This window comes from Streptomyces sp. adm13(2018) (assembly GCF_008042145.1).
In the GTDB taxonomy this organism is placed as follows: Bacteria; Actinomycetota; Actinomycetes; order Streptomycetales; family Streptomycetaceae; genus Streptomyces.
On sequence record NZ_RDBH01000141.1, the window covers coordinates 1127508 to 1139333 of the forward strand.

10 protein-coding genes and 1 pseudogene are annotated in these 11826 nt (G+C 72.9%); 7 read left to right on the forward strand and 4 right to left on the reverse strand.

Translation table 11 applies throughout. From position 1 onward, the window contains the following. Positions 1–446 (forward strand): annotated as a pseudogene (locus EAO70_RS33285) (hypothetical protein); the annotation flags it as partial. A gap of 87 nt (positions 447–533) precedes the next feature. On the opposite strand, the gene EAO70_RS33290 reads toward EAO70_RS33285, so the two are convergent. Together EAO70_RS33290 and EAO70_RS33295 are read right to left on the reverse strand one after the other, a co-directional pair. Next, a complete protein-coding gene (locus tag EAO70_RS33290; protein ID WP_148006464.1) occupies positions 534–851 on the reverse strand; it encodes an antitoxin in 318 nt (105 codons plus the stop codon). A gap of 64 nt (positions 852–915) precedes the next feature. Further along, entirely contained in the window at positions 916–1173 is a 258-nt protein-coding gene (locus EAO70_RS33295; RefSeq protein WP_148006465.1) for a hypothetical protein, read from the reverse strand. A 139-nt stretch (positions 1174–1312) separates the two neighbouring features. Here EAO70_RS33295 and miaA point away from each other — a divergent pair, with 139 nt between their 5' ends. The 5 genes from miaA (at position 1313) to hflX (ending at position 7351) form a co-directional block, all read left to right on the forward strand. Then, complete coding sequence (gene miaA, locus EAO70_RS33300; RefSeq protein ID WP_148006466.1) at positions 1313–2251, forward strand: tRNA (adenosine(37)-N6)-dimethylallyltransferase MiaA; 939 nt, start codon at positions 1313–1315, stop codon at positions 2249–2251. Between the two features lie 108 nt (positions 2252–2359). Next, positions 2360–2860, forward strand: a complete 501-nt coding sequence (locus EAO70_RS33305; RefSeq protein WP_148006659.1) for a hypothetical protein — start codon at positions 2360–2362, stop codon at positions 2858–2860. A gap of 112 nt (positions 2861–2972) precedes the next feature. Then, positions 2973–3851, forward strand: coding sequence for a diaminopimelate epimerase (gene dapF / locus EAO70_RS33310; RefSeq protein ID WP_148006467.1), 879 nt, complete (start codon positions 2973–2975; stop codon positions 3849–3851). 211 nt (positions 3852–4062) lie between these two features. Next, positions 4063–5697, forward strand: a complete 1635-nt coding sequence (locus EAO70_RS33315; protein ID WP_410091585.1) for an HD domain-containing protein — start codon at positions 4063–4065, stop codon at positions 5695–5697. Between the two features lie 160 nt (positions 5698–5857). Further along, entirely contained in the window at positions 5858–7351 is a 1494-nt protein-coding gene (gene hflX, locus EAO70_RS33320) for a GTPase HflX (RefSeq protein WP_148006468.1), read from the forward strand. Positions 7352–7439: 88 nt separating this feature from the next. Here hflX and EAO70_RS33325 read toward each other — a convergent pair whose 3' ends face one another. Together EAO70_RS33325 and EAO70_RS33330 are read right to left on the reverse strand one after the other, a co-directional pair. Further along, complete coding sequence (locus tag EAO70_RS33325; protein ID WP_148006469.1) at positions 7440–8615, reverse strand: trypsin-like serine peptidase; 1176 nt, start codon at positions 8613–8615, stop codon at positions 7440–7442. Positions 8616–8880: 265 nt separating this feature from the next. Next, entirely contained in the window at positions 8881–10059 is a 1179-nt protein-coding gene (locus tag EAO70_RS33330) for a trypsin-like serine peptidase (RefSeq protein ID WP_148006470.1), read from the reverse strand. Between the two features lie 472 nt (positions 10060–10531). Between EAO70_RS33330 and EAO70_RS33335 the strand changes: the two genes are divergently transcribed. Beyond that, positions 10532–11826, forward strand: a 1295-nt coding sequence (locus EAO70_RS33335) for a diaminobutyrate--2-oxoglutarate transaminase family protein (RefSeq protein WP_148006660.1), incomplete at its 3' end; no start/stop codon positions are given.

The window sequence follows — 11826 nt, forward strand, 5'->3', positions numbered from 1 at the left end:
GCCGCCCCCTGCCCCTCTCCCTCGCCGTCGGCGCCTGGCTGCTCTGCCGGACCGCCTGGGCCGGCGCGCCGGTCGAGGGCCTGGGCGTCGACCCGGGGGCGACCCCGGACGTCTGCGCCGGCGTCGGCCGCGGTCTCGCCGACTCGGCCGACCGCGTCGCCCTCCTGGTGCTGGGCGACGGCAGCGCCTGCCGGACCGTGAAGGCTCCCGGCTACCTCGACGAGCGGGCCGCGGGCTTCGACGCGGAGGCCGCCCGCGCCCTGGGCGCCGCCGACGCCACCGCGCTGCTCGCGCTGGAACCGGAGCTCGCGTACGAACTGAAGGCGGCCGGCCGCGCCCCCTGGCAGGTCCTCGCGGGCGCCGCCGAGAACGCGGACCTCGACGGCCGGCTGCTCTTCGAGGACGCGCCGTACGGCGTGGGGTACTTCGTGGCCGCCTGGTCCTGAGGCCCGCCGGCAGGGCGTACGGAAACGGCGGACGGCCGCGGAGCGAGGTGCTCCGCGGCCGTCCGCCGTGCGGAGGGACCGGCGGCGTCAGACGGCCGGCGGGGGCGGCGTGGGGCCACCGCCGGCGGGCGGCGGCGGCGTCGTGCCACTGCTCCCGGCCGGCGGCGGCGTCGTGCCGTCGCCGGGCGTGCCGCCGTCCTTGTGCCCGATCCGGTCCAGCGCGTCCTTGGCCTTGTCCGTACCGGAATGGATCTTGTCGCTGTACTTGCCCTTGGTCTTCTCGTCCACCATCTTCGCGGCCTTGTCGATGCCGTGGTCGATCTTGCCGCCGTGCTGCTGCGCGAGGTCGGCGACCTTGTCCTTGGCCGGGCCGAGCTTTGCCTTCAGCGAATCCAGGAGACCCATGGGGCACCTTCCCTCCGTGGACCCCCGAGGAGTCCTCGTTCCGATTCCTGCGTACGTGTCCTGCCTAGGCGCGGGCGCCTTCGCCGGCCTCGTTGTCCGCGGCGGCCTCGACGGACTGCTGCTTCGGGATCTCCACGACGTCCACCTCGGCCGCCTCGTCCTCGTCCAGCGCGACGACCTCCGCCGCCCCGACCCCGGAACCCGCCTCCGTACCGTCGCCGTCGCCGTCCGCGGTCGGAGCGCCGGCCCCGGTCCCCGTCTCCTCCGACGGGCCCGTGGCCGGATCCTTCTTCTTACGGCGAAACATCGAAAAAACGCCCATATTCACTCCATAGCGTACTCGGACGGGAGGGATTCCGTGATGATCGACGGCCGGAACCTCGCAACAGGCAACGAAGGCGACTGAGGGCCGTCACGTAGCTCGTTCGGGGACGGGTCGGGAGGTTTGCGAGACTGGTGCGGTGAGAAGCGCAGCTCCCGCCCCGCGGGTCATCGCCGTCGTCGGCCCCACGGCAGCCGGAAAGTCCGATCTGGGTGTATTCCTGGCCCAGCAGCTCGGGGGCGAGGTCGTCAACGCGGACTCCATGCAGCTCTACCGGGGGATGGACATCGGGACCGCCAAGCTGACGCCGGAGGAGCGCGGCGGCGTGCCCCACCACCTCCTCGACATCTGGGACGTGACCGAGGCCGCCAGCGTCGCCGAGTACCAGCGGCTCGCCCGCGCCGAGATCGACCGCCTGCTCGCCGCCGGCCGTACCCCCGTCCTCGTCGGCGGCTCCGGCCTGTACGTACGGGGCGCCGTCGACGCCCTGGAGTTCCCCGGCACCGACCCCGCCGTCCGGGCCCGGCTGGAGGCCGAACTGGAGGAGCGCGGCTCCGGCGTCCTGCACGCCCGGCTCGGCGAGGCGGACCCGGAGGCGGCCCGCGCGATCCTGCCCAGCAACGGGCGCCGGATCGTCCGCGCCCTCGAAGTGATCGAGATCACCGGCAAGCCCTTCACCGCCAACCTGCCGGGCCCCGACTCCGTCTACGACACCGTCCAGATCGGCGTCGACGTGAGCCGCCCCGAACTCGACGAGCGGATCACCACCCGCGTGGACCGGATGTGGGAGGCCGGCCTGGTCGACGAGGTGCGCGCCCTGGAGGCCCGGGGCCTGCGCGAGGGACGCACGGCCGCCCGCGCCCTCGGCTACCAGCAGGTGCTCGCGGCGCTCGCGGGGGAGTGCACCGAGGACGAGGCGCGCACCGAGACCGTGCGCGCCACCAAGCGCTTCGCCCGCCGCCAGGACTCGTGGTTCCGCCGTGACCCCCGGGTCCACTGGCTCAGCGGAGCCGCCGAGCACCGGGGGGAACTCCCGGGGCAGGCGCTCTCGTTGGTCGAACGAGCGGTTACAGCCTGATCACGTGATGGCATCGGGACGCCCTGCCCGTCATTCCGGCGGTCAGGAGCGTGCCATCATCGAGCATCGATCGACCAAGTGAAGTCCGAGTGGGGAGGGCGCGTGGCGATGGAGGCCGGCCCTCGCGACAGAGAACAGCACGAATCGGCGCTCGGTGACCCGACGGGTGACATGCCGGGCCGTCCGCTCGACGGCCTGCCCGTCGGCGCCCCCGGGCTGACCCCGGACGGTCCGGACGACGCCGTGGGCACCTCGGTCGAGGTGGACGCCGACGAGGTCGAGGTGGAGCTGCGGCCGCAGCGCCGGCTGCGGATCTGGCAGCTGGCGCCCATCGTGGGTCTGGCCGCCGTCGGCTCGCTGATGTTCGCGTTCCCGCTCGCCTTCGGCTCGGGCGACGGCGGCGCCGTCCTCGCCATGCTCGGCCTGCTCATCAGCTTCTGCGCGGCCGGCTGGGGCATGATGGCCGCCCGCAAGGTCGGCTACACCTGGCCGGGCCTGCCACCGCGCGGCTCGGGCGAGCGCCCGAACTGGCGGTACCTCGCGCTGTACGTGACAACGATCGCAGCCCTGGTCGCCCTCGCGGTCTGGCGCGTCGCCCGCCTGCGCTGACCGCGTGGGCCAGGGCGCCCGGGCGCGGCGCGATTACCGTACGGCCGGACCCGGCGCGGCCGAGCCCGTACGGCCGGACCCGGCGCGAGGCCGACCCCGTACAGTTGATCTCGTGACCAGCACGCAGACCTCACCGCTCCCGCCCCTCCGGTTCCTCAAGGGCCACGGCACCGAGAACGACTTCGTGATCGTCCCCGACGCGGAGAACGCCGTGGACCTTCCCCCGGCCCTCGTCGCGCGGCTCTGCGACCGACGGGCCGGCATCGGTGCCGACGGGGTGCTGCACGTCGTGCGGAGCGCCGCCCACCCCGAGGCGCGGCACCTGGCCGACGAGGCCGAGTGGTTCATGGACTACCGGAACGCCGACGGCTCGGTCGCGGAGATGTGCGGGAACGGGGTCCGGGTCTTCGCCCGCTACCTGGAGCACGCCGGGCACGTCACCGCCGGCCAGGTCGCCGTCGCCACCCGCGGCGGGGTCAAGCGCGTCCACCTCGACAAGGACGGCTCCGTGACCGTCGCCATGGGGCGCGCGGTGCTCCCCGAGGCCGGTGTCACCGTGACCGTCGACGGCCGCAGCTGGCCCGCGCGCAACGTGAACATGGGCAACCCGCACGCCGTCGCCTTCGTCGACGACCTCGACCACGCGGGCACCCTCCACAGCGAGCCGCCCTACGCACCGGCCTCGGTCTACCCGGACGGGGTGAACATCGAGTTCGTCGCCGACCGCGGCCCCCGGCACGTCGCGATGCGGGTCCACGAGCGCGGCGCCTCGGAGACCCGCTCCTGCGGCACCGGCGCCTGCGCCGTCGCCGTCGCCACCGCCCGCCGCGACGGCGCGGACCCGGCCACGAGCGGCACCCCCGTCACGTACACCGTCGACGTGCTCGGCGGCACGCTCGTCATCACCGAGCACCCCGACGGGCAGATCGACATGACGGGCCCCGCCGTGATCGTCGCCGAGGGCACCGTCGACCCCAGCCGGCTCGGCTGAGCCCGGCGCGCGCCCGCGCGCCCCGGCGCGGGAATCGAAGAAACCGGCGAAATCGAAACGGTCAACGACTGATCTGTCGCTCGAATGGGTGATCCGATTCACGCTGAGCGAGAGCGCGACTGCGCCACGTGGTGGGCTCGGTAGCATCAAGCACCGGCCCCCGGGCACGCCTGGCCCGCCCACCGCCGGTCGACGTTGCCGGAGGTGCCCCATGAGCGCAGAGGCCACCAACCCTGTGAGCGCGGCGGACGCCGCCGTCACCGATGCGACCGCCCGCAGACGCGGACGCGCCCGAATCGACCTGCGCCGGATCGGCCGCGCCGCACTCCTCGGCGCCACGGCCGGACCGGCCCCCCGCGACCGGCTGCCCGACGCGATCAGCCATGTCGCCGAGGCGCACCGGGCCCACCATCCCGAGGCCGACCTCTCGGTGCTGCGCCGGGCTTACGTCCTCGCGGAGTCCTCGCACCGAGGCCAGTTCCGCAAGAGCGGCGAGCCGTACATCACGCATCCGCTCGCGGTCACCCTGATCCTCGCCGAACTCGGCGCCGAGACCACCACCCTGACCGCCTCCCTCCTCCACGACACCGTGGAGGACACCGATGTGACGCTCGATCAGGTGCGCCGGGAGTTCGGCGAGGAGGTCGCGTACCTCGTCGACGGCGTCACCAAGGTGGAGAAGATCGACTACGGCGCCGCCGCCGAACCCGAGACCTTCCGCAAGATGCTCGTCGCCACCGGCAACGACGTCCGGGTCATGTCGATCAAGCTCGCCGACCGGCTCCACAACATGCGCACGCTCGGGGTGATGCGCCCCGAGAAACAGGCGAGGATCGCCAAGGTCACCCGGGACGTCCTCATCCCGCTGGCCGAACGGCTCGGGGTCCAGGCCCTCAAGACCGAGCTGGAGGACCTGGTCTTCGCGATCCTCCACCCCGAGGAGTACGAGGCCACCCGCGCGCTCATCGCGGACAACCCGCGGGCGGGCGACGCGCTCGACGCCGTCGCCGCGCAGGTCTCGACGGTCCTGCGCGAGGCGGACATCGGCGCCGAAGTCCTCGTCCGGCCACGGCACTTCGTCTCCGTCCACCGCGTCCGCCTCAAGCGCGGCGAACTGCGCGGCTGCGACTTCGGGCGGCTCCTCGTCCTGGTCGCCGAGGACGCCGACTGCTACGCGGTCCTCGGCGAGCTGCACACCTGCTTCACGCCGGTGATCTCCGAGTTCAAGGACTTCATCGCGGCCCCGAAGTTCAACCTGTACCAGTCGCTCCACACCGCCGTCGCGGCCCCGGACGGCGCCGTGGCCGAGGTCCTGATCCGCACCCACCGGATGCACACGGTCGCGGAGGCGGGCGTCGTCGCCCTGGGCAATCCGCACGTGGGCCAGGAGACGACGGGACAGCCGGGCGCCGCCCCGGACGCAGAGGCCCTCGGCGCGCGGGACGTGAGCGCCCGGGACGTCGGCGCCGGCGCGCGGGGCACGGGTGCTCGTGACACGGGCGCGCGGGGCGCCGGTGCGCGCCCCGACACCGCACGCCCCGACACCAAGATCAGCCTCTTCCGGCCCGTCGTCTACGACGGCAGCGCCCTCGTCCTCTACGCCCTCCGCCAGGAGATCGGCACCGAGGCCTTCCGGCGCGTGGAGCGGCGCTGGGTCGCCGACCACCGGGACGGCACCGCCACCACGGCCGACTTCGTCGCCCTGGCCGGCGAGATCGCCGGACGCGACCTCACCGCCTTCTTCCGGGGCTGGCTGTACGCGGCGAAGACCCCGGCCATGCCCGGCCACCCGGACTGGCGCAGCCGCCCCGCCGGGGCCGCGCGGAACGCCCCGAAACCCGGATGACGGGCCGCGCCGGGGCGTGTCACCATCATCAGGTCGGCGACGCGGCCGGCGGCCCGGGAATCATCCCGTGCCCTCACGCGTTGTGACGGCATAAGACTCATCGCTCCACGGCTCCGCCGATCCCGGTGCGGGCCGTGACAGCAATCGACGTAAGGATCCAATGACCTCCTCTTCTTCCCCTTCCCAGGACGAGCAGAGCTTCGCGGAGACGAGCCGTACCGAGAGCCTTCGGGCCGATGCCCTGATGGAAGAGGACGTCGCCTGGAGCCACGAGATCGACGGAGAGCGGGACGGCGACCAGTTCGACCGCTCCGAGCGCGCGGCCCTGCGCCGTGTCGTGGGACTCTCCACCGAGCTCGAGGACGTCACCGAGGTCGAGTACCGCCAGCTGCGCCTGGAGCGCGTCGTGCTGGTCGGTGTCTGGACCTCCGGGACCGTCCAGGACGCGGAGAACTCCCTCGCGGAACTCGCGGCCCTCGCCGAGACGGCGGGCGCCCTCGTACTCGACGGCGTGATCCAGCGCCGCGACAAGCCCGACCCGGCGACCTTCATCGGCTCCGGCAAGGCGCGCGAACTGCGCGACATCGTGGTCGAGACCGGCGCCGACACCGTCGTCTGCGACGGCGAGCTCAGCCCCGGCCAGCTCATCGCCCTCGAAGACGTCGTCAAGGTCAAGGTGGTCGACCGGACCGCGCTGATCCTCGACATCTTCGCCCAGCACGCCAAGTCCCGAGAGGGCAAGGCGCAGGTCGCGCTCGCGCAGATGCAGTACATGCTGCCGCGCCTGCGCGGCTGGGGTCAGTCGCTCTCCCGTCAGATGGGTGGCGGCGGCGGTGGCGGCATGGCCACCCGTGGTCCCGGTGAGACCAAGATCGAGACCGACCGGCGCCGCATCCGCGAGAAGATGGCGAAGATGCGCCGGGAGATCGCGGAGATGAAGACCGGCCGTGACATCAAGCGGCAGGAGCGGCGCCGCAACAAGGTGCCGTCGGTCGCCATCGCCGGCTACACGAACGCGGGCAAGTCGTCCCTGCTCAACCGCCTCACCGGCGCGGGCGTCCTCGTGGAGAACGCGCTGTTCGCCACCCTCGACCCGACGGTCCGCCGGGCCGAGACGCCCACCGGCCGGGTCTACACCCTGGCCGACACGGTCGGCTTCGTCCGGCACCTGCCGCACCACCTCGTCGAGGCGTTCCGCTCCACCATGGAGGAGGTCGGCGACTCCGACCTCATCCTGCACGTGGTGGACGGCTCGCACCCGGCGCCGGAGGAGCAGCTGGCCGCCGTGCGCGAGGTCTTCCGGGACGTCGGCGCGGTGAAGGTGCCGGAGATCGTCGTCATCAACAAGGCGGACGCCGCGGACCCGCTGGTGATCCAGCGTCTGCTGCGGGCGGAGAAGCACTCCATCGTGGTCTCGGCCCGCTCGGGCCAGGGCATGCAGGAGCTGCTCGCGCTGATCGACTCCGAGCTGCCCCGCCCGCAGGTCGAGCTCGAAGCCCTCGTGCCGTACACGCAGGGCGGCCTCGTCTCGCGGGTGCACGCCGAGGGCGAGGTCGAGTCCGAGGAGCACACCCCGGAGGGCACCCTGCTCAAGGCCCGGGTGCACGAGGAACTGGCGGCGATGCTCGCGCCGTACGTGCCCGCGGCGCACTGACCCGAAGGACGCCGAAGGCGCCGGCCTCCTCCCGAGAGGGAGGGGACCGGCGCCTTCCGCTGTCTGCCGTGCGCTCGTTCCGGGCGGGTCAGCCGGCGTACTTCTTGCTGACCATGTCGTGCGCCGCCTTGGCGCCGCGGCCCAGCTGCGGTCCCGCGAGCCAGCCGTTGCTGCCGGCCGGGCCGATCGAGGTGTTCGACACGAGCGCGGTCTTCCCGTTCGGCAGGACGCGGAACCAGCCGCCACCCGACGACCCCGCGGTCATCGTGCAGCCGATCCGGTACATCACCGGGGTGGCGGGAGCCGTGGTCATGCGGGTCGCCCGGTCCAGGCACTTGTGCATGATCACGCCGTTGTACGGGGCGGCCTGCGGGTAGCCCCAGGCGCCTATCGTGCCGGCCCGGGCGGGCGCCGGAGCGGAGAAGTCGACCGGCAGCGCCGCCCCGACCGTCTCCTCCAGGGACTTGCTGCCGCGCTGCGGCTTCACGTGCAGGACGGCGTAGTCGTACGGCCAGGCCTGGTCGGTCCCGCCGCGGTTGATCCACTCGCCCGAGGTCACCGCCCAGTCGGCCCAGTACTGGCCGTACGGGTAGACCTCGTGCGGCTGCGCGTTGTTGAGCGCGGAGGGGGACTTGCCCAGGTCGTTGAAGGCCGGGACGAAGGTGATGTTGCGGTACCAGCCGCCCTTCTTGCCCGCGTGGACGCAGTGGCCCGCCGTCCAGACCAGATTGGACTTACCGGGCCGCCTCGGGTCCTTCACGATGGTGCCGGAGCAGACCATGTGGCCCTGGGGCGAGTCGAAGAAGATCTTCCCGACCGGCGCCGCGTTGCGGTGGTACGGGGTCTTCTCGCGCTGCGCCCGGACGGGCCGGGGCGTCGGGTCGGTGCCGCCGCCCGCGGCCTGCGCGGTGATCGTGGGGTCCGGGCTCTTGGCGGACTGCATCCGCGCCGGGTCCCAGAGCCCGTCGATGACCGGGTTGACGAAGTCCTCGGCCTCACGCAGCCACGTGTCGCGGTCCCAGTCCTTCCATTCGCCGTCCTTCCACTTCTCCAGGTCGACGCCGCGCTTCTTCAGCCGGTCGGCGAGGTCCTTGCTGAGCCCGGCGCCACCGTCCCCGGTGCCCGCGTCGGTGGCCGACGCGGAACTGCTCGCTCCGGCGGGCTTGTCGGCCGCCGGTGCCTCGGTCGGGCCGCAGGCCGTGGCGGTCAGCGCGAGCGCGGTGACCAGGCCGAGGGCGGCGGGCAGGAGTCGTACGGAACGCATGTGGTGAATTCCCCCTGAGATGATTCCGCGTCCGGGGAGCGGCCCCGAAGAGGGCGCGCCCCCGTCCTGGCATTGCCATGGACGCGTCACTTGCGGTGCAGAGTATGCCGGGCGGACGAACGGCCGGACTGTCGGGTGGACGGGCGGGCGGCCGGGCGAAGGCTCGGCGACGGGGCCCGTGCGCACTCCGGTGCGGGTGATGCGGACGGTGCGGACGGTCGCATGGGGGAGGCGGGGCCCGCGGGCCCCGCCTCCCACCGGGCGCCTACTGGCCGGCGTACTTCTTGCTGACGTCCTGGAAGATGCTCTTGGCCTCGGCGCCCAGCCGCGGACCCGCGAGCCAGCCGGCCGACGACGGGCCGATCGAGGTGTTCGACACCAGCGCCGGCTTGCCGTCGGCGCCCTTGGCGACCCAGCCGCCACCGGACGAACCACCGGTCATCGAGCAGCCGATGCGGTACATCGTCGGCTGCTCCGCCTTCAGCGACAGCCGGCCCGGCTTGTCCGCGCACTGGAACATCCGCTGGCCGTCGTACGGCGCCGCCGCCGGGTAACCGGTCGCCGTCATGCTCGCGATCTTCGGCACGGCCGGCGCGTTGAACTCCACCGGAAGCGCCGAACCAACCGTCTCCTCCAGGGACTTGGCCGTGCCGCCCTTCTCCGGGGTCACCTTGATGACCGCGAAGTCGTACGGGGCCCCGGCGCCACCGGTGGACGCGCCCTGGGCGATCCACTGGTCGGAGGTCTTGACCCAGTCCGCCCACCACACGCCGTACGGCGCGATCTGCTCCCGCGTCGCCTGCTCCAGGGCGGAGGTCGACAGCGCCGAGTCGTTGTACGAGGGCACGAAGGCGATGTTGCGGTACCAGCCGCCCTTCTTGCCCTTGTGGACGCAGTGGCCCGCCGTCCACACCATGTTCGACTTGCCGGGGTGCGCCGGGTCCTGCACGACCGTGGCCGAGCAGACCATCGAGCCCTCGGGGCCGTCGAAGAAGACCTTGCCGGACTCCGGCGCGTTGGCGTGGTACTTCGCGTCCACGGCCTTCGCGCGCACCACGGCCGGCGTCGGGTCCGTCACACCCTCGTCGCCCGAGATGTCCTCCTCCTCGACCGGCTTGTCGGGACGCTCGGCGTCCCGCATGCGGTCCGGGTCCCAGAGGCCCTCGATGATCGGGTTGACGAAGTCCTTGGCCTCACGCAGCCACGTGTCGCGGTCCCAGTTCTTCCACTCGCCGTCCCGCCACTTGTCGACGTCTATCCCGTGCTCCTTCAGGCGCTCCTTCAGGTCCGCCGGAATCTTGATCTTGTCGGCCGGGCTCTGGGCGGTCGCGGGCGCACTGGGCTTGTCCCCCGCGTTGTCCTCGCTCGGCCCGCAGGCCGTGACGGTGAGCGTCAGTGCCGCGACGGCGGACGCCGCCGTCAGCAACGGACGAATCGATCGCATCTCGTGATCCCCCTGGGACTACGTCAACTGGTGCATGGACAGCGGCCCTGCCCTTACGGGCGACGGCCGACGGCCCCCACTATGCCGGTGCCGGAGGGGACGGTACGCGGTCGGTCGGCGGTTCCGGTCAACGTTCCGTCGTTGTCGTCCCGTGATCCGGGACACGCCAAGTTCTTGCCCCGGGCCCGTGATCCCGGGCAGTTCGCGTCGTTGGTACGTACGGGGGACACAACGGTGGCGCTCGGGGCAGCCCTTGCGGCGGCTCCACGACGTCCCGATGTGCAACGCAACTGTTACAGCGGGAGGACAGCGAGCCGTGGCCGTGACCGAATCAGCTCCGGCCGTCCCACCGGCCGGGGGGACGCAGAACCGAACGTCCGACAGGCCGGTCGCCGGCCCGCCCGACGAGACCGCCCCGGGGACGCGCGTCCCCACGGGCCCCACCACCCGGGACCCGGGCCCGTCCGACCGGATGCCTCCCGCCCGGGGCGCCTCGGAACCCGGCGGTGCGGGATACGAGGGCATCCTGCGCCGTCAGTCCCTACGGGAGTCCGCGGCCCGTACCTACGCCCGCTCCCTCCCCATCGTCCCCGTACGGGCCAGGGGACTGACCATCGAGGGCGCCGACGGCCGCCGCTACCTGGACTGCCTGTCGGGCGCCGGGACACTCGCCCTCGGTCACAACCACCCCGTGGTCCTGGAGGCCGTCAAGAAGGTCCTGGACTCCGGGGCCCCGCTCCACGTCCTCGACCTCGCCACCCCGGTCAAGGACGCCTTCACCTCCGAACTGTTCGCCACCCTGCCGGGCGAACTCGCCGACAACGCCCGCATCCAGTTCTGCGGACCGGCCGGCACGGACGCCGTGGAAGCGGCCCTCAAACTGGTCCGCACCGCCACCGGCCGCAGCGGACTGCTCGCCTTCACCGGCGCCTACCACGGCATGACCTCCGGCGCCCTCGACGCCTCCGGCGGCGCGACCGACATCCGCGTCACCCGGCTGCCCTACCCGCACTCCTACCGCTGCCCCTACGGAGTCGGCGGCGCCCGCGGCGCCCAACTCGCCGCCCACTGGACCGAGAACCTCCTCGACGACCCCAAGAGCGGTGTCACCACCCCCGCCGGCATGATCCTCGAAGCCGTCCAAGGCGAGGGCGGAGTCATCCCGGCACCCGACGACTGGATGCGCCGCATGCGCCGCATCACCGCCGACCGGTCCATCCCCCTCGTCGTCGACGAGGTCCAGACCGGCGTGGGCCGCACCGGCGCCTTCTGGGCCGTCGAGCACAGCGGCGTCGTGCCCGACGTGATGGTCCTCTCCAAGGCGATCGGCGGCTCCCTCCCCCTCGCCGTCATCGTCTACCGCTCCGAACTCGACGCCTGGGAGCCCGGCGCCCACGCGGGCACCTTCCGCGGCAACCAGCTCGCCATGGCCGCGGGCACCGCCACCCTGGCGTACGTCCGCGAGAACAAGCTCGCGGAGCGCGCCGGCGTCCTCGGAGACCGGATCCTCGGACAGCTCCGCGGGCTCGCCGCCGACCACCCCTGCATCGGCGACGTCCGCGGCCGTGGCCTCATGATCGGCGTCGAACTCGTCGACCCCGACGCCGCGGGCCCCGACGACACCGCCCCGCCCGCCGCCCCCGCGCTGGCCCTCGCCGTCCAGCAGGAGTGCCTCGCCCGCGGACTCATCGTCGAACTCGGCGGCCGCCACTCCGCCGTGGTGCGGCTCCTGCCGCCGCTCACCCACACGGACGAGCAGGCCACGGC

Bases quoted from the DNA above. Each gene is read 5' to 3' on its own strand.
- hflX (WP_148006468.1), top strand. From the start codon at position 5,858: ATGACCTCCTCTTCTTCCCCTTCCCAGGACGAGCAGAGCTTCGCGGAG.
- EAO70_RS33315 (WP_410091585.1), top strand. From the start codon at position 4,063: ATGAGCGCAGAGGCCACCAACCCTGTGAGCGCGGCGGACGCCGCCGTC.
- EAO70_RS33325 (WP_148006469.1), bottom strand. From the start codon at position 8,615: ATGCGTTCCGTACGACTCCTGCCCGCCGCCCTCGGCCTGGTCACCGCG.
- EAO70_RS33295 (WP_148006465.1), bottom strand. From the start codon at position 1,173: ATGGGCGTTTTTTCGATGTTTCGCCGTAAGAAGAAGGATCCGGCCACG.
- EAO70_RS33305 (WP_148006659.1), top strand. From the start codon at position 2,360: ATGGAGGCCGGCCCTCGCGACAGAGAACAGCACGAATCGGCGCTCGGT.
- EAO70_RS33330 (WP_148006470.1), bottom strand. From the start codon at position 10,059: ATGCGATCGATTCGTCCGTTGCTGACGGCGGCGTCCGCCGTCGCGGCA.
- EAO70_RS33290 (WP_148006464.1), bottom strand. From the start codon at position 851: ATGGGTCTCCTGGATTCGCTGAAGGCAAAGCTCGGCCCGGCCAAGGAC.